The sequence below is a fragment of the Oxalobacter formigenes genome (genome assembly GCF_002127965.1).
Classification (GTDB): domain Bacteria; phylum Pseudomonadota; class Gammaproteobacteria; order Burkholderiales; family Burkholderiaceae_D; genus Oxalobacter; species Oxalobacter formigenes.
The window spans coordinates 1,685,896-1,702,785 of the sequence record NZ_CP018787.1 but is presented as its reverse complement, the minus strand read 5'-3'; the positions used below and the strand labels follow the sequence as shown (position 1 = coordinate 1,702,785).

14 protein-coding genes are annotated in these 16,890 nt (G+C 53.1%); 6 read left to right on the top strand and 8 right to left on the bottom strand.

The window, feature by feature from the left end:
• Nucleotides 1-99: 99 nt before the first annotated feature.
• The gene (locus BRW83_RS08220) at nt 100-627 is read right to left on the bottom strand and encodes a hypothetical protein (protein ID WP_005880148.1); all 528 of its coding nucleotides are present in this window, start codon (nt 625-627) and stop codon (nt 100-102) included.
• Complete coding sequence (locus BRW83_RS08215) at nt 624-2,807, bottom strand: hypothetical protein (RefSeq protein WP_036602736.1); 2,184 nt, start codon at nt 2,805-2,807, stop codon at nt 624-626. Before BRW83_RS08215 ends, BRW83_RS08220 begins: the two co-directional genes overlap by 4 nt.
• Nucleotides 2,808-3,101: 294 nt before the next feature.
• Here BRW83_RS08215 and cycA point away from each other — a divergent pair, with 294 nt between their 5' ends.
• Nucleotides 3,102-4,550: a D-serine/D-alanine/glycine transporter gene (gene cycA / locus BRW83_RS08210; RefSeq protein ID WP_005880153.1), complete on the top strand. Its 1,449-nt coding sequence runs from the start codon at nt 3,102-3,104 to the stop codon at nt 4,548-4,550.
• Between the two features lie 73 nt (nt 4,551-4,623).
• Here cycA and ric read toward each other — a convergent pair whose 3' ends face one another.
• Nucleotides 4,624-5,349 (bottom strand): iron-sulfur cluster repair di-iron protein, encoded by a 726-nt coding sequence (gene ric / locus BRW83_RS08205; RefSeq protein ID WP_005880155.1) that lies wholly within the window; start codon nt 5,347-5,349, stop codon nt 4,624-4,626.
• A 15-nt stretch (nt 5,350-5,364) separates the two neighbouring features.
• The gene (locus tag BRW83_RS08200) at nt 5,365-6,012 is read right to left on the bottom strand and encodes a Crp/Fnr family transcriptional regulator (RefSeq protein WP_005880157.1); all 648 of its coding nucleotides are present in this window, start codon (nt 6,010-6,012) and stop codon (nt 5,365-5,367) included.
• A 381-nt stretch (nt 6,013-6,393) separates the two neighbouring features.
• On the opposite strand from BRW83_RS08200, the gene BRW83_RS08195 reads away from it, so the two are divergent.
• Nucleotides 6,394-6,597: a type II toxin-antitoxin system Phd/YefM family antitoxin gene (locus BRW83_RS08195; protein WP_198341923.1), complete on the top strand. Its 204-nt coding sequence runs from the start codon at nt 6,394-6,396 to the stop codon at nt 6,595-6,597.
• On the top strand, nt 6,594-6,863 hold the full coding sequence (locus BRW83_RS08190; protein ID WP_005880161.1) for a Txe/YoeB family addiction module toxin: 270 nt from the start codon (nt 6,594-6,596) through the stop codon (nt 6,861-6,863). Before BRW83_RS08195 ends, BRW83_RS08190 begins: the two co-directional genes overlap by 4 nt.
• Nucleotides 6,864-6,968: 105 nt before the next feature.
• Here BRW83_RS08190 and lnt read toward each other — a convergent pair whose 3' ends face one another.
• The 3 genes from lnt to BRW83_RS08175 all read right to left on the bottom strand — a co-directional run bounded on the left by lnt (nt 6,969) and on the right by BRW83_RS08175 (nt 9,955).
• A complete protein-coding gene (lnt, locus tag BRW83_RS08185; protein ID WP_145814942.1) occupies nt 6,969-8,519 on the bottom strand; it encodes an apolipoprotein N-acyltransferase in 1,551 nt (516 codons plus the stop codon).
• A 95-nt stretch (nt 8,520-8,614) separates the two neighbouring features.
• Complete coding sequence (locus BRW83_RS08180) at nt 8,615-8,938, bottom strand: hypothetical protein (RefSeq protein ID WP_005880165.1); 324 nt, start codon at nt 8,936-8,938, stop codon at nt 8,615-8,617.
• A gap of 132 nt (nt 8,939-9,070) precedes the next feature.
• Nucleotides 9,071-9,955, bottom strand: coding sequence for an HlyC/CorC family transporter (locus BRW83_RS08175; protein ID WP_005880168.1), 885 nt, complete (start codon nt 9,953-9,955; stop codon nt 9,071-9,073).
• A 251-nt stretch (nt 9,956-10,206) separates the two neighbouring features.
• Between BRW83_RS08175 and BRW83_RS08170 the strand changes: the two genes are divergently transcribed.
• Nucleotides 10,207-10,959, top strand: coding sequence for a class I SAM-dependent methyltransferase (locus BRW83_RS08170; RefSeq protein WP_005880171.1), 753 nt, complete (start codon nt 10,207-10,209; stop codon nt 10,957-10,959).
• Nucleotides 10,960-11,025: 66 nt separating this feature from the next.
• Nucleotides 11,026-11,796: a class I SAM-dependent methyltransferase gene (locus BRW83_RS08165; protein WP_005880173.1), complete on the top strand. Its 771-nt coding sequence runs from the start codon at nt 11,026-11,028 to the stop codon at nt 11,794-11,796.
• Between the two features lie 178 nt (nt 11,797-11,974).
• On the opposite strand, the gene BRW83_RS08160 is transcribed toward BRW83_RS08165, so the two are convergent.
• Complete coding sequence (locus BRW83_RS08160) at nt 11,975-13,429, bottom strand: phage tail protein (RefSeq protein ID WP_050757700.1); 1,455 nt, start codon at nt 13,427-13,429, stop codon at nt 11,975-11,977.
• A gap of 455 nt (nt 13,430-13,884) precedes the next feature.
• On the opposite strand from BRW83_RS08160, the gene BRW83_RS08155 reads away from it, so the two are divergent.
• Nucleotides 13,885-16,872 carry an autotransporter domain-containing protein gene (locus BRW83_RS08155; protein WP_005880177.1) on the top strand — a complete coding sequence of 996 codons (2,988 nt, stop codon included), beginning with the start codon at nt 13,885-13,887 and terminating at the stop codon, nt 16,870-16,872.
• The last annotated feature ends 18 nt before the right edge of the window (nt 16,873-16,890 follow it).

Genomic DNA, 16,890 nt, shown 5'->3' with positions numbered 1-16,890 from the left:
CCCCTTGCAGGGTCTGGATGGTGTGGGGGACGTAAGACGTGACAATTGATGGTTTAGCGTTTTTTGATAGTGCTGTACTTCAAAATTGAAGAAAGAACGTTAAGGATTTTGTTTTAAGCGAGCGATGACGTTGGCAACGGAAGGTCTCTCGTCATTTGGATTGAATTTCTTATATAGCTCACTATCTTGAGTAAGTGAATTAACATATTTGGCACTGCAATCCTCTTCATAATCACTTGGATTGATCGGGCCGGGATAATCTGTTCCATATAACTCTTTCCAGACAAGGGTATAAAACAATTCGCCTGAAGTTGAATCAATAGGAACATAATGTGATGGAAAAATTCTTTCCAGCGTTTCTTTATCCGTTATCAGATAATACATAAGGCTGTCTTTAATTCTTTCCTGATTTTCACGGGAATAGTAATGATAATTAGGAACAATGAATTCTCTTATGATCTCCTGCAAGACTTTTGGGTTAGTATCATCCAAATCAGCTATTTGATCAGTTTCTTTTTCAGATAAGAAAAGTAATTCATTTAGTATTTTTCCTAAAAGAAGCCAACACACCTTCTTTTTTTCAGGCTTGTCTTTAGCAGGATAAAACCAATTTTTTAAAAAATTCATTTTTTTCTATTCTTGGATAAAAGTGGATATGAAGTTACTAAATCACCATTTTCATTAAACCTGAAAACTGCTTCATTACTCTTGATCAAAGTATCAGTACCTCTTAAATAACCCTCACCAACAGGTTTATCGAATTCAATTATAATTTGTCCACCTTTTTTTTGTGGATTTAAACGTCGTTCTTCTTCCCATCTTTTTTTGGCAACCGCAATCCCATCCGCCGTATCTACATTCCGTAGCCAACGGGTGGAATCATTCAAACGTCTGTCTCGACTGCCGTCCGGAGCCTGACCGGTATTGGCGCGAAGCAGTTGCTCTTCACGAGTCGTCTGCTTGCCATGCTTTTCAATCGTATGTGCATTCTTGTTTTTATTGGCAGCATCGACAATCTGCCTGCCCGCCTTGCCCTCGGTAGGAACGACAGCATGATGCAAACTGGCACCGGCAACCGTACCGTCAACAGCCCCCTTCACAGCGAGTTTGCCGAGTTCATTGGCGTCAGGCAATTCCCCTTCAACCGCCTTGTCACTGACGTGTCCGGCAGCGTTTTGGGTTGCGCCCAGAAGCGCCTGTTTGCCGATAGCGGCACTCATATCAGTGGCGGTTCTGACAGCGCCATTGGTGATCTGGTTGGTGAGGCGTTTGCCGATTTCACCGGCGATGCCACCACCGGAGGCAAGGCTTCCGGCGGCCGTGATGGCGCCTGCGCCAAATGCTTTCAAGGCACGATTGCCTGCGGATTCTCCCTCGCTTTTGTTCAGACTGTCACCAACACCTTGCAGGGTCTGGATGGTGTGGGGGACGTAGGGCAGGGCTTTGGCACCCAGTTCGGCTATTTTGGGGGCGGCTTTCATGCCCAGCTGGATGCCTTTTTGGGCGAGTTTGGCTCCGCCAGCAGGCAGGGCGACGCCGGCCATTTCGGTTCCGGCGTCAAAAAGGGTGCCGTAGGGGTTTTCAATGAAGGCTTTGGCAAGGTCGGCTCCGCTGGCGTTCGGGTCCTTCAGGGTTTGCCTGATGGCTTTGCGCTGACGGTTCAAGGCTTCCGATCCACTGTTTTCGATAAATTTTTCGGTGTTTTTTTCGATGTGTTCGCCGAAATCCCTGAGTGAATCGCTTCCGGTGAGCGCAGCCGCCAGATTGACTCCGTCTTTGATGACTTTGCCGCCTGCGACGATGGCGCCGACGCCTAGGTCGGGGACGGCCGTTTTGATGCCCTCGTGCAGATCGGCTCCGGTCTGTGCCGCCTGTTCGGTCTCGCTCGTAATGGGTGGGAGCTCGCCCGTACCGGCAAAGGCTGCCGTTTTCTGACCGGCTGCGCCGGATGGGGTGTAAATTCCGGTACCTGAATTTCTGTTGGCTGGAAGATCGGCATGCTGGCCTCCGTCGGTTGATGTGCCTGTGTTGATGGATTTGTCGTTTGTTTGTTGGGCCGGTTTTGCCTGTGCGCCATTCAAAAAACGGCCGATGGCTTCTTCGGTTTTTTTCAGGCGTTCCGGATCGAAATGGCTTTCCATGGCGGCAAACGGGCGCAGTTTTTCGATGGCGGGTGTATAGGTCTGTGCGTCGATTCCGGTTTCACTGTGAAGGACTGCGGGAGCCGTTTTGCGTTCGGGCACGGCGTATGCCCTGCGTGCGTAGGGTTCGCCTGCGATGGTGCCTTCGAGTCCGCTACGGTAGCGGCCTGTATCAATGCGGGAACTGGCCTGTTCCCGATCACGTGGGGTGGCCCTGATTTTCCGGTACCACTCTTCAATGACGGCATTGTTTTTGTAGAAGGGAATGTCCTTGTACGGGTTGGAAGCGATCAGGGGCAGGTTTTTCAGGGCGGCGTCATGGATGATGTCCATGACGTCGGTTTTGTAGGCCGGACGGCTGGTTTCCGTATCGGATGGTGTCAGGCTTGCCGACGAACGGCGACCCGCTTCGATGGCGTCAGAGATGGCGCGGTTCCGGGTGTATGGGTCGGCGTAGGGATTGGTTGCCGTGCCTGTTGTGGCTGACGGTGCGGGATAGGCCGGACTGGCTTTTCTGTCGCTTCCCGTGAGGTTTTTCCACCCGGTTTTCAGGATGTCCCACGGGTTGGTATTGTCCCCGTAGCCCATGTTGATAATGCCTTCCATTCGTTCACCTCCGCTTTCTTTTTCCGGCTTCAGGGCAAAAGGACGTGATCTGGTGTTCATGCCCGGCCGTGTTGTTTTTGTTTTTTGCAACCTGATACGGTCTGACCCGGTCCGTTTTGATATAGCGGACTCTGCTTTAACTCTGATTATAAACCATATAAGGACTATTTGTCAATATTGCAAGCTTTATATGGTCTGTTTTATGGTGGGGAAAAGGGCGGGTGTTTTGGCGGGTTGTTGTTGTTCTGTTTGTGTTTTTTTGCTTTTTGCCGACAAAGGCTTTAATCTCTTGCGATGGTCCATTTGAAGAGATGGTGGTAGCGGCGTGTCCCGCGTGTTGATACTGATGTTTTGATGACTGAAGATATTGTTAAAGATGACTCCGAGCCGGTCGTGGTCAAGCATAAGAGGTTAAAGCGTAATCTGAGCAACCGGCACGTTCAGCTGATTGCGATTTCCGGGGCGATCGGCACAGGCCTGTTCATGGGATCGGGCAAGACGATCAGTGTGGCGGGCCCCTCGATCATTCTGGTTTATATGGTGATCGGGTTTTTCCTGTTTTTCGTGATGCGGGCGATGGGGGAGTTGTTGCTCTCGAACCTGAATTACCGTTCTTTTTCGGATTTTACATCTGATCTCCTTGGCCCCTGGGCGGGGTATTTCACGGGCTGGACGTACTGGTTCTGCTGGGTGGTGACCGGGGTGGCGGACGTGATTGCGATTGCGGGGTACGTGCATTTCTGGTGGCCGGATTTGCCGGGGTGGATTCCGGCGATTGCCACGATTATTTTGCTGTTTTCGCTGAATATGCTGTCGGTCCGGCTTTTCGGGGAGACGGAGTTCTGGTTTTCGCTGATCAAGATTATCGCGATTGTCGCGCTGATTGTGGTGGGCTTTTTCCTGATGGCGACGTCTTACCGCTCTCCTGACGGGGTCGAGGCGGCGCTGTCGAATCTCTGGACGTATGGCGGGGTTTTCCCGAAAGGGATTATGGGCTTTTTCGCCGGTTTCCAGATCGCGATTTTCGCGTTTGTGGGGATCGAGCTGGTGGGGACGACGGCAGCGGAAACGCAGGACCCTGAAAAGACCTTGCCGAAGGCGATCAATTCGATTCCGATCCGGATTATCTTTTTCTATGTGTTTGCCCTGATGGCGATTATGGCGGTGACTCCGTGGAGTACGGTGTCGCCGGACAAGAGTCCGTTTGTGGGGATGTTTTCGATGATCGGGCTGCCTGCGGCGGCGGGGATCGTGAATTTTGTGGTGCTGACGTCGGCGGCTTCGTCGGCTAACGGCGGGGTGTATTCGACGTCGCGTATGCTGTATAGCCTCTCGACATGGGGGGTGGCTCCGAAGCTGTTTTCACGCCTGTCAAAGCATGCCGTGCCTGCGGCCGGGCTGACGTTTTCGGGGATTTGTCTTTTGTCGGGTGCGGCGCTGATTTTCGTGATGCCGAATGTGATTACGGCGTTTACGGTGGTGACGACGGTGTCGGCGACGCTATTCATGTTTGTATGGACGGTGATTCTGATGGCATATCTGGTTTACCGGAAAAAGCGTCCTGAAAAACACAAGGCGTCGATTTTCAGGATGCCGGGCGGGGTGTGGATGACCTGGTGTTGCCTGGCGTTTTTCGCATTCGTTTTCGTGCTCCTGACGTTCGAGCCGGATACGCGGCTGGCGCTGATGGCGGTGCCTGTGTGGCTGGTTGCGCTGGCGATCGGTTATGTCAGGGTGAAGGGGAATGTGGCCGAGATGGCGAAGGGGATAAAGGAGATCGACGAAGGTCACGGGAACGGTTGATGGATTGAAGGCCTTGAAAAAGCTCCTCATGTGAGGAGCTTTTTTTATGGGGGAACGTTCTTTTCCGTTCCGGTCAACTTTGCCGGATGCTTTGTTCCATGGCGATGGCGCGGGGAAAGACGATGTTGTTTTCAAGGTGGATGTGGTGGTGAAGGCCTTCTTCGAAAAGTTTCAGTCGTTCCATGAAGAGCCAGTAGGTGGCGCAGCCGTCGTCGGGGGTGGTGTATCCGTCGGTCAGGCGGTGGATTTCACGCCAGCGTTCCCCTTCGGTTTCGTGTTCGGCCATCATGACGGCGATCGGGCTTTTGATGGTGCCGCAATGGAATGAACCGGGACGCAATCCCCGGGCAAGGGATTGCGTCATTTCGTAGAGGTAGGGGAAAAGGACTTGTTCTTTCTTGCCGAGATGGTTTTCAAGGTCGATCATGGCTTCCTGTACCAGCTGGCGGATGGCACGGAGTTCAGGATGGTTTACACCATGTACGGAAAGGACTTTTTCGGCCAGTTCGTTGATAAGCGCGCCTTCACTGCGTGAGCGTCGATGGTGGAATTTGAGGATAAAGTCAAGCAGGAGGTCGGTGGGCCAGCTCTGGAAGTCGACGGTGAAGTAGGCACGCGGATCTTCTTTTTCGAGTTCTTTTATCAGGGTCTGGCTGTCTATGCCCGCTTTTTCGCAGGCTTTTTTAAGCGGGACGTTTCCCTGACAGCAGAAATCGATGCCGTAATGCCTGAAAATGGCAGCATATTGGTAGTTGCAGGCGACGATCTGGCCTGTGGTCATGGTGTGGAATTTTTTCATGTTTGTTCAGGGGTATTACAGGTATTTTTCCAGTTTGGCCTGGTCTGCGATGGTGACACGGCGGTTTTCGAAGAGGACGGAACCTTCCTGCGCCAGTTCGGCCAGTACGCGGGCCAGTGAGGGACGTGCCACGCCGAGATAGTCGGCCACTTCCTGCTGGTTGCGTATTTCCTGATGTTCGAGAAGGTAGGCAGCGATCCGGTTTTTCAGTTTCAGGAGGACAAGGGAACCCAGTTTCCGGCTGAGGATATGGCTCCGGTCGGAGAGGATGCGCAAAAAATTCTGCAAAACGACCGGTTCGGTACACATCAGTTCCATGAACGGTTCTTTTTCAATGACCATGATTTCGCATGGGGTGATCGCGATGATGTCGACAGGGAAATGGTTGTGTGTGGCGAATACGAAGTTGGAGGCCAGCAGCATGGGGGCTTCGTGGTCTTCAATGGTAATCTGCCTGCCGTCCGTGCCGATCATGGAGGCGCGAACCTGCCCCTCGCACAGCAAGATAAATGCCCGGCAGGGGGCGCCTTGCATGGCGATGTGTTCGCGCGTTTCGTAATGCGCTAGCCGACAGGGCGTCTTTTCAAGGAATTCTTCCAGTTTTTCCATGGAAAGATGCGCAAAGACCGGCATGTTGATCAGCTTTTTTGTATCTGGGGTCATATGTTGCCTGAATGACGTCGCTACTAAGGTAACGCAAGGTACGGGTTTGTGCTGTCACATTTGTTACACAGGGTGATAAATATTGAGCTGTGGCAACATTGGAGGGATGCCTGAAAAAAACGACGGGTTTCTTGTGAATGATGTCATGAGGGCGTTTGGAGGGAGCGGCTTTGAAGGATTTCAGGGACGGGCAATCGATACGGTATCCTTCTGATATGTTGCCTGTAAGTAACGGAGAGAGGCTTGATAGAGATGTCAATGGAGGCCAAAAGGGGTGCATGATTTATTTTAAAGTGTACATTATTATGTACGCACAATGTTTTATTGAGGTAAGGCTATGAATAATATGAATATCACGTCATTTCGGAAAAATATTTTTCCGTGCTCGAACAGGTGATCAAATTCAACCAGCCGGTTAACATCAGTACAAAAGACGGGCATGCCGTGATGATCAGTGAGGCGGATTACAGGAGCCTTATCGAGACGCTTTATGTTTCGTCGGTTCCCGGGCTGAAGGAACAGATTCTGGCAGGGATGAAAGAGCCATTGTCTGACAGCCAGCCTGCAGATGAGGTGACGTGGTGAGTTACCGGATTGTGTACTGCAACTATGCGTTAATGGACATACCGAAGTTAAAAGCGGCTCATCCGGAAGAAAAAACGAAAAACCTGATTGACGTGTTGAGAAATGACCCGTTTGGTACTATCCCTGCCTATGAAAAGCTGGTGGGCGATCTGCAAGGGGTATTTTCAAGAAGGATCAATATCAGACACAGACTGGTTTATGAGGTTTTTGAAGAGGAAAAGGTGGCCAGAATGCTCTCTATGTGGTCTCACTATGAAGGTTTTTGAAGAGCTTGTTACCAGCCGGGTGTTAAAAGATAAAAGGCTTGTCTGTTAAAAAGCCATTGCCAGGATCCTGGATGGTTTTTTTTCGGCTGTGGTTTGGTGAGATGTTTATCGCTGTCTGGACGCGAATTTGCCGATGGCCAGAAAGAGGACGGCGATGGCGAGGATCAACAGGTTGCCGTAGCGGATGTACGGGGTCGAGCCATGGTAGCCCTGTACGGTGACGTCGAGCTCACTGCGGGTGTAGGGGGTGAGGGTAGCCTGTATGTTGCCCTGGGCGTTGATGACGGCGGTGGCGCCGGTGTTGGTGGCGCGCAGCATGGGGCGGCGGGTTTCCAGCGAGCGCATTTGCGAGATTTGCAGGTGCTGGGGCAGGGCGATGGTGTTGCCGAACCAGGCGATGTTGGAGACGTTCAGCAAAATGGTGGGCTGGCTGTTGCCGATTTCCTGTTCATTGCGGATCTGGTCGACGATTTCCTCGCCGAAGATGTCTTCATAGCAGATGTTGGGCATGATCCACTGGTCTTTGACGGCAAACGGTTTTTGCAGCGGGTCGCCACGGGTGAAGTCGCCCAGAGGAATGCGCATCATGTTGACGAACCAGCGAAATCCGGTCGGGACGAATTCACCGAAGGGAACGAGGTGGTGCTTGTTGTAGCGGTAGCCGAATTGCCCTGTTTTTCCATGGTCGTCGGGTGAGATAACGACGAGGCTGTTGGTGTAGTTTTTCGGACTGTCGGCCAGCGGGATGCCTAAAGCGATGTGTGAGAAGCTGCGGGCGGCGAACTGCGCAAGGTGTTCGAGGTAACCGGTCGGCAATTGCTGGATGTAGACCGGTACGGCAGTTTCGGGGGTGACGATCAGGTCAGCCTGTTTGCCGGTGATGGCGTCGGCATACATGGTGAGCGCCGTGGTGATTTGTTCGGGGGTGAATTTGAATTCCTGAGGGATGTTGCCCTGCAACAGGCGTACCTGTATGGGTTGGCCTGCGGGTTCTGTCCACTGGACATGGCGCAGGAACTGGCCTGCCACCAGAATGACGACAATGGGCAAAATGGATGCGGTCAGAAGTTTTATCCAGTGGTCGCGCCCGATGGTGAAAAAGAGCGCGATGGCTCCGGCGACGATGGCGGCGACAAAACAGATGCCATAGACGCCGACGATGGGGGCGTATCCGGCCAGTGGGCTGTCGGTGTGGGCGTAGCCGGTGACGACCCAGGGCAGTCCGGTGACGATCCAGCCGCGTACCCATTCGAAGATGGCCCAGAAGGCAGGGAAGATGAAGAAGACGGTGACGGTGTTTGTCGCGTTCCATCTTTTCATGAAAAAACGGGTCAGGCCTGTGGCAAAACCGGCCAGTATGCCCAGAAAGAGCGAGAGCAGGACGACGGCGGTCACGGCCATGGGGGCATTCATGCCACCGTACTGGTGCATGCTGACGAAAAGCCAGTGGATGCCTGAAACAAGGCTGCCGAAGCCGTAGGCCCAGCCGAGGATGAAAGCGGTTTTGGCCCTGTCGGTGCGGATAACCAGGCTGGCGAGTATGGCCAGTGCGAGGATCTGGACGATCCAGTAATGGTATGGGGCGAAGGCGAAAGTGTTACACGCGCCGGCAATGACAGCGATTAGTGGAAGCATTAAGGGCTTTAATCGTTTCATTGGCCGTCGGTGTCCCTTTCTTCGGGAAAATTTTTTCCCCGGGAACGTCAAAGGTTCCCTTTGTCCATCCGTTCCCGCAAGGGGAGCGGCGGTGTCTAGTTGTACAGGCGGTTTACTTCGCTACCGCTCATATCGACTTCACTGGTCGGGTCGTCGATATCGGGATCGATGTAACCCATGCAAATGCCGGTGTCGTCCATGTCGCCGAGTTCGACGTCTCCGAGCGGGTCCTGATAGGCAACCGCTTCCATTGATGGCGGTGTGAACGGATCGGGTTCGCACTGGGCATCAAGGTGGTTCATGCTGCGGCCGGTCGTGTTCAGTTCGAACGTCGGGTCGTCAGCCTCGTTGTCGATATAGTTCAGGCAGATGCCGGTATCGTCGGCATCGTTTTTTTCGATGTCTTTGTCAGTCTTCATAAATACCTCATTTTTGGCTAATGTTTAATGGCCTGCCTTCCGTTACCGGAGTCAACAGATTGTAACTGTTAATCGGCAAATTGGGTCCTTTTTCTGTATTTTCAAGGACCCCGGAAAAGCAATGTGCGTATTTTACAGCGTTACCGGATTTTTTTCCTGCATCGCTGCGTTTTTTTCGACGAGAAGGGTGTGAAGTTGACGTGCATCAGCCCGCAGGACTTCGAAGTGGAGATCGCCGATGTCGAAGGTGTCGCCCTTGTGCGGGACGCGACCGAGATGGTTGGCGACGAAGCCGCCGATGGTGTCGACGCGGTTGTCTTCGAGTCCGGTGCCGAGCGTTTTGTTGAAGTCTTCCATTTCAGTTAAGGCCGGAATGCGCCAGCGGGGGCCATTGGTTCCGGCTTTCAGGGGAACGATTTTGTCTTCATCTTCTTCTTCGTCGAATTCGTCTTCGATGTCGCCGACGATTTGTTCCAGCACGTCTTCGATGGTGACAAGGCCGGAGATGCTGCCGAATTCGTCGATGACGATGGCCATGTGGTTGTGGTTGTTACGGAAGTCGCGAAGCAGCACGTTCAAGCGTTTGGATTCGGGGATGAAGACGGCGGGGTGCAGGATTTCACGAACGGAAAAACCTTCTTCGTGGTAGTGCAGGAGGTCTTTGGCATGGAGGATGCCGATGACTTCGTCCGTTTCGCCTTCTACTGCCGGATAGCGGGAATGACCATTTTCGATGACGTTGCCGATCCATTCATCGATGGGGCGCGTAATGTCAATGACGTACATCTGGGAACGAGGCACCATGATGTCACGTACGGCTGATTCGAATACCTTGAAGACGCCTTCGATCATGGACAGGCATTCTGAGTCGATCAGTTTGCGTTCCTGGGCATCGTGAAGGATTTCCAGCAGTTCGGTACGGGAATCGGGTTCAGGGGAGATGAATGCGGCCAGTCTGTCCAGAAGGGACACGGCCGGTTTGGTGGCATTTTGCCAGGGTTCAGGTCGCTCGGGCATGGCTTTTTAAACGGGACTCCTTGTGTTGGAAAGCTATAGGATACACGAATTGTAAAAATGGACAATATTTTGAAACAGATCGTTTTTCACGTGTTAAAGTTGAGTTAGATGGTTTTTCTGTGTTTTTGAGGACTAATTGGATGCATCTGTCGGATTTTGGGAGCGGTTGCAACCGGCGAGAAGGGATAATCAAAAGGGGCCGGGACAACAAGTGACCGTTTTGTTACTTATTTTTTAAAACGGAGTGCGATATGTCAGGCGAAGTGGAAAAGGATTTTCAGGAAATTCAGATCAGGATGGCGTCTTTGATGACGGGCATGGGTGAGCCGGTGCTGAAGCTTCTGGATCCGAAGCCGGGCGAGCGGATTCTGGACATGGGCTGTGGTCTGGGCGTGCTGGCCGAAGAGATGGTGAAGATGGGCTGCGAGGTGGTTGCTATTGACGTGAATTCACAGGCGGTCGAGGCAACACGGCAGCGCAATGTGGATGCACGGCTGATGAATGCGGAGGCGATGACGTTCAGGGATGAGTTCGACGCGGTTTTTTCGAATGCCTCGCTGCACTGGATGCGCCATGCGAACCGGGCGATCGAGGGGGTCTCGCGTGCGCTGAAAAAAGGCGGCCGTTTTGTCGGTGAAACCGGCGACAGGAATAATCTCAAAAATGTGATTGCGGCTGTCCAGACGGCTCTGGAACGCCGGGGGATTGAAATCGAGAATCTGCATCCCTGGATTTTTTATACGCATGACAGCCTGACGGGTTTGATTGAGAATCATGGGATGAAACTCAAGTCGATGGAAACGCTCGAGAGGCCGACAACGCTGCCGGGGACGGTCAGTGAGTGGATGTCGGTGTATGCGAATAATTATTTGTCCTGCCTGCATCCGAAAGAGCGCGAGGCGTTTCTGGATGAGTTGATGGAGCTGGCGAGACCGACCTTGTTCCGGGATGGCAAGTGGTTTGCGGATTATGTCCGCTTGCGGTTTCATGCGGTCAAATCCTGATGAAGGGATTTTTGCGGTTTGAATGGCAAGGCGTGTGTGTAGGTTTTTCTTTTTACCGGGGTGAGCATGGTTTCAAAATTGATGCAGACGTGGGATGCGGATTCTTATGCCAAAGAGGCGCGTTTTGTTTCCGAGCTGGGGATGCCGGTGCTTCGGCTTTTGGCACCGAAGTTTCATGAGCGGATTCTGGATGTAGGCTGTGGGGACGGGTATCTGGCGCAGCAGATGATTTTGATGGGGTGTGAGGTTGTCGGGGTGGATTCTTCCCGTGAACTGGTGGCGGCGGCAAAAGCGCGCGGGGTCGATGCCCGTGTGATGAACGCCGAGGCGCTGACGTTCGAGTCGGAGTTCGATGCGGTTTTTTCGAATGCGGCCCTGCACTGGATGGTGCATCTTGACAAGGTGATGGCGGGGGTTTTCCGGGCGCTGAAAGCGGGCGGCCGTTTTGTGGTGGAATGTGGCGGCAAGGGGAATGTGAAGGCCATCCGGGAAGGGATTGAATATGCGTTTGGCCGCCGGGGTCTGGATGGGTATGCCTTGCCGAAGCCCTGGCATTTTCTGGATGTTCCTGAAACGAAGAAGTTGCTGGAAGGTGCTGGTTTTGTCGTGGAATCGATTGAACTGTTTGAGCGGCCGACGCCTTTGCCGGGGGACGTGGGGGGCTGGGTCTCGACGTTTGCGAAGGATTTTCTGGCCTCGTTTGATGCGGAAAACCGGGAAGACTTTGTCAATGACGTGATCGAACACTGCAAGCCGAAGTTGATGCAGGCGGACGGGACATGGGTTGCCGATTATGTGCGATTGCGGTTTTCGGCGGAGAAGCCGGTTATGCCTTGAGGGGTATTTTGAAGCTTGATTGAAAAAGCCGTTCATTTGAACGGCTTTTTTATGGTTTGAACGATATGTCAGGTGGAATGTGATCTGTCTTTGATTCAAGAGGCAGAAGAAGGGATTGAACAGTAAGAGCGCACCTGTATGGTGCGCTTTTTTCACATCTTTATGGTGGCTTTCCTGATTATGCCGATGCTGCCCATCCGGATACATACCATCTGTTCGATTGCTGGTTTGCAGCGTCACTGAACCAGCCGATTTGTGTGGCCGTTACGGTAGTGACGGCTGTCCATGTCTTTGCAGAGGTAACGTTGCTGTCATAGCCGGATATGATGGATCGTGTTACAAAGTAATTGGCATCCTGCATGGGAACGAGCAGGTTAATTTGCGGGGTATTGTTTCCGGATGTGGTTCCTCCCTGTTCCACCCAGCCATCCGACCATTTCCGGTACCAGTTCGTACCGTCGTTGAACGTTTCGGTGACATGTTTGTGGGTTGCGACCTCATTGGCCAGCTCGGTGATGTCGATCAGGCCGGGGTTCGTCGCGGCATCGAAGGCCTTGATGCAGGGCAGCAGGGTCAAGGCAGGCGGCTGGACAGTATTGGATGCGCCGTAGATGGGATTTGAACGTGATGCATCTATTGTCGTTACATCGCCGTTGGATGTCTGACTTCCAACACCGGCATTCAAAATAATACTGCCACTTGCCAATTTCGTTACAGCAGCATTTCCGATACCCCATATACTTCCGGGATTTACACTATCGCCAAACGGTCTTGATACCAATTTCGCCTGAAAAGTTGGCAGCCCCGCCTCGATCTTCTGCCCCGGCGTCTTGCTCCCTTGCGCAAACCGGTCGATCAGGTCAGGCAGGTTGAACGTGGTCGATCCATCGCCTTCCCCGAAGGTCGTCCCGATTGTTTCAAACAGTTCCGGATACGTTTGTCGTCCCACGGCCGCGCCGTCTGCTTTCAGGTAACCAGCCGGTGGGGTTGGCATGGCGAAGTATTCGATGGTTCCGATTGGTACTCCACTTTGCGGCGTGATGCCTTTGGCCGGGTTTTGAAGCACCCATTTGTCCAGTGCTTCATCGTATTGCATTTCAAGCCAGTGTCCCGCTCCGGCGATGTCACCGATTGCCAGCGGCAGGTTGTTGCCCTTGACGACGGGTTTCGCTCCGGTTTCATCGGCATTGAAGCTCGGGCTGGTTCCCGTATTTTTTTCCCTGGCACGCACGTGTACCGTAAGGCCGTTTTCCAGTTCTTTAACTTCTGGAGTGAAGTGCGCGGTCAATGCGTCTGCCGATCCTTGTGCTTCGGCGATCAACAGGGACGAAACCGAACCGATCGCGGTTTCGATTTGCCGGCAGAGGCTGTCGATGTCGCCGTTGTCAAGGAGGGCTTCTCCGGTTTTGGCGGCGGCAAACCGCGCGAGGGCGGCTGTGATGGACGAGCTTTGCCGCATGACCTTGTTCAGTTCGGACGATTTTGCCAGTCCTTTTGCAAAGCCGTTGCCCAATGCGGCGAGTGTTTCGTATTCGGCCTGTCCGATGATGTTGGCATCTCTATTCGTGGCGAAGGGTTTGAAGTCGTTTTGCGGGACTGTTGCGCCGGTTTTGCCTTGTGTTGGTGTATTCATGATATCTCCCAATAAGCTCCCGTCACTTTCCGTGAAGGGAAGTGGTCAGTTAATCCAGTACAGCGAATTGTTGGCGCGCCGGTAAAGATGGTAACAGGCTGTTTTTCTTCGGTCAGCCTGTTTATTAAAAAGGTGATCGTGTCGGGATGGGAAGTGTCAGGCAGATGATGTTTGCCTGCGGTTCGCCTGGTTCTGGTGTTCGTCCCGAGGATCGTTTTCATTGCAATTTCATAGCATTTTTCTGGGGATTTTTTCTTTTCAGGTATTTGTTTTTTAATGAATTTATTGGGCGGTTTTGTTTTTTTCAGGTAGCCGGTTTTTTATGTCGGGGTTTAAAAATATCCTTGTTACAATTTTTTCTGTCACTCAATGGGAAAATGTTTCTTTAAGGAAACTAATTGGAGTAAAATAAACATATTTAAACAGCTTGTTAACGGTTTTTCAGGAGGAATATCATGGATTCCTTCAAGCCTATACCCCAAAAAATGTCTCACTCTGTTTCGCCGGAATCCGGCAAGGATTCCATTCTCTTCCGCCCGAATGCGATTGTTGCGGCGCTGATGTTGTCCATTATGGTGTCGCCTGTTGCTCATGCCGAAAATATTGTCTATGAATCCGGTCCCTTGCGTTCCAATCCGCTGATGGCGGGCAGCGCGCTTTTCCCCGATGCTGCGTCGGGCAATACGGTAACGAATATCGGAAAGGTGGACGGCAGCATGTTCGGGGGTATGTCGACGGACAAAACCGTCGAAAACAATACGGTGTATGCGAAGGCTGGTGTCAGCCAGTATGTCATGGGTGGCATTAGCGGGGATACGGACGCAAGGGCAAATCAGGTGTTTATTGACGGCGCCATTCATGTCGGCACGGTTTATGGCGCGGATACGGAAGGTAACGGCAGTGCGGTCGGCAATTCGGTGTCGCTCAAAAATGGCGTGGATGTCTGGCTTTCGGTTCTGGGCGGTTTCAGTACGGGTGGGGATGCGCGGGACAATCGGGTGACGATTGAGAACAGTTCGGTGGGAACCGACCTGATGGGTGGCGCTTCGCTCGGTAATGGTAATGTGTCGAATAATCATGTACTGGTAAGCGGCAGTACGGTTGGTGACGAGATTTATGCCGGTTATGGTGACGGGTCCGGTTCGGTATCAGGCAATTCGGTGACGCTGGTCAATACGGTGTCCAAGGGGATTGCTTTCGGCGGTATTTCTTCCGGCGGGAATGTATTGAATAATCAGGTTATCGTGTCAGGCGGCTCGGTCGGCAAGGAGGTTGTCGGCGGCAGGGGAGAAGGGGCGGGCACGGTGTCTGGGAACCGGGTAATTGCCGATGGCACGAAAATGGCGGGAAGTGTGACGGGCGGACAATCAGTTTCCGGCAGTGTGGACGGCAATATGGTCGGGATTTCCGGCAGTACGGTCGCAGGGGATGTTTATGGCGGTTTCACGACCGGTTCGAAAACGGTGTCGGGCAACAGGATTGATCTGGTTGACACGGATGTGACGGGGGCTGTTGCGGGCGGTGTGTCGGTTTCCGGGAATGCTACCGGCAATTCCGTGTCGGTTCGCGGCAAAACGGTGGGCGGTGACGTTTCCGGTGCGGTTGCAGCAGGGGTTGTGACGGGCAATACGGTGACGCTGGATCAGGTGACGGCCATGGCGGGTACGGTTTCCGGAGGGTATGGTTTTGGTTCTCTGGCCGGTGCGAGCGTTTCAAATAACAGTGTGATTGCCGATAAAAGCACGGTCAGCCTGCTTTATGGCGGTCTGGATGAGAAAGGCACGTCACTTGTTTCGGGAAATAAGGTCACGATGACGGAAGGCTCGGTTTCCCATGTTTATGGCGGGTCGGCTTTTTCGGGAAATGCCACAGGCAATGCGGTCGATCTGACGGGGGTGCTGGTATCGGGCGACGTGACGGGCGGAAGGTCGTTCGATGGCAGTGCGACGGGCAATACGGTCACGGTGACGGATGGGAAGGTGACGGGCAAGATTGTCGGAGGCTATGCCGTTAAAGGCAAGGGCAACGCAACGGGCAATACGGTGGTGATCAAGGGTAATGCGGATATCAGGGATGCTTTCCTGTATGGCGGTTTCACGGATGCACCGGATTCGGGTGTGGATGTGAAGACGGGCAATACCTTGCAGATATGGACGTCCGGACAGGTTGCGCAGAATGTGGCGGATTTCGAGAATTTCCAGTTTATCGTGACGCCGTCGATGATGCGAATGAGAAGCGCGGGTGGGCAAGCGCTTTTGACCTTGCTGGACAATAACAGGACGGATCTGTCCAACAGCAATATCAGTATTGCGGTGGCAGCGGGCGCGCCTGTTCTGGATATCGGCAGCGGTGTGACGCTGATCAGCAATGACGCCGGTATCGATATGACGGGGGCGAAGCAGAAGGAGATCAGCGGGGTTCAGGGGGTTTCGCTCGAATACAGGATCGATTTGAATCTGGATGATTCCGGCAATATGTCGGCGGTGGTGAAGGATGTGGTGGCGGTCAAACAGTCGACGAGTGTGTTTTCGACGGGCCGGATGGCGACGATGGGGTTTTTGAATCAGGGCACGGATTTTGCGCTGGGTGACGGACTGGACCGGGCGATGGAGGTGTCGTCAAGCCGGGGTGCGGGTTTTTATGGGGCGATGTCGGCCGGGGATTTCCGCTACGATACGGGGAGTACAAGCAGTTCTTCTGCCAGCGGCCAGAGCGTTTTGCTGGGTGTGGCGGCAAAACTGGATGGCTCGAAAGATCATGATGTGATCGGCAGTGCGTATGTGGAAGCGGGCTGGGGCAGTATCGACGACCGTACGCGTGAGGCCAAAGGGGATGGCAAGTCGCATTATTATGGCTTTGGCCTGATGGCGAAATATCAGCAGAATGAAGGGTTTTTAAAGGGCGCTTACGGGCAGGTGAATGCGAAGCTCGGGCGTGTGAATACGGATTTCAAAAGCAATTTATATAGTGCTGAAGGCAAGCGCGGAGCTTACGATGCGACGGCGACGTATGTTGGGGCCGGTGTCGGGGCGGGTTATGTGACGGCTTTGGGTGGCAGGATGAGTCTGGATGTGTCTGCCGCGTATCAGTGGACGCGTCTGAAAGGATATGACGCGAGTGTGGCGGACGATCCGTATCATTTCGACGATATCGACAGTCATCGCACGAAATTGGGCGCCCGGCTGAATTTTACCGGGAACAAGCAGTTTACGCCGTATGTCGGACTGGCATGGGAGCATGAGTTTTCCGGCACGGCAAAGGGAACGGTTTATGGCCTGAATCTGGAGGAGCTGTCGATGAAGGGGGACTCCGGTGTGGGTGAAATCGGCATTCAGTTCAAGCCGGGGAAAACCAGTGGCTGGACGGTGGACGCGGCAGTGAAGGGGGTTGTCGGGCAGCGGGAAGGGGTTGCCGGACGGGTGATGGTGAATTATGCGTTTTAGGTCATTGGCTTACTGATG

What these genes read in the sequence shown, in the direction of transcription:
- cycA (WP_005880153.1), top strand. Translation starts at nt 3,102, where the DNA reads ATGACTGAAGATATTGTTAAAGATGACTCCGAGCCGGTCGTGGTCAAG.
- BRW83_RS08180 (WP_005880165.1), bottom strand. Translation starts at nt 8,938, where the DNA reads ATGAAGACTGACAAAGACATCGAAAAAAACGATGCCGACGATACCGGC.
- BRW83_RS08165 (WP_005880173.1), top strand. Translation starts at nt 11,026, where the DNA reads ATGGTTTCAAAATTGATGCAGACGTGGGATGCGGATTCTTATGCCAAA.
- lnt (WP_145814942.1), bottom strand. Translation starts at nt 8,519, where the DNA reads ATGAAACGATTAAAGCCCTTAATGCTTCCACTAATCGCTGTCATTGCC.
- BRW83_RS08155 (WP_005880177.1), top strand. Translation starts at nt 13,885, where the DNA reads ATGGATTCCTTCAAGCCTATACCCCAAAAAATGTCTCACTCTGTTTCG.
- BRW83_RS08170 (WP_005880171.1), top strand. Translation starts at nt 10,207, where the DNA reads ATGTCAGGCGAAGTGGAAAAGGATTTTCAGGAAATTCAGATCAGGATG.
- BRW83_RS08175 (WP_005880168.1), bottom strand. Translation starts at nt 9,955, where the DNA reads ATGCCCGAGCGACCTGAACCCTGGCAAAATGCCACCAAACCGGCCGTG.
- ric (WP_005880155.1), bottom strand. Translation starts at nt 5,349, where the DNA reads ATGAAAAAATTCCACACCATGACCACAGGCCAGATCGTCGCCTGCAAC.
- BRW83_RS08215 (WP_036602736.1), bottom strand. Translation starts at nt 2,807, where the DNA reads ATGAACACCAGATCACGTCCTTTTGCCCTGAAGCCGGAAAAAGAAAGC.
- BRW83_RS08220 (WP_005880148.1), bottom strand. Translation starts at nt 627, where the DNA reads ATGAATTTTTTAAAAAATTGGTTTTATCCTGCTAAAGACAAGCCTGAA.
- BRW83_RS08160 (WP_050757700.1), bottom strand. Translation starts at nt 13,429, where the DNA reads ATGAATACACCAACACAAGGCAAAACCGGCGCAACAGTCCCGCAAAAC.
- BRW83_RS08200 (WP_005880157.1), bottom strand. Translation starts at nt 6,012, where the DNA reads ATGACCCCAGATACAAAAAAGCTGATCAACATGCCGGTCTTTGCGCAT.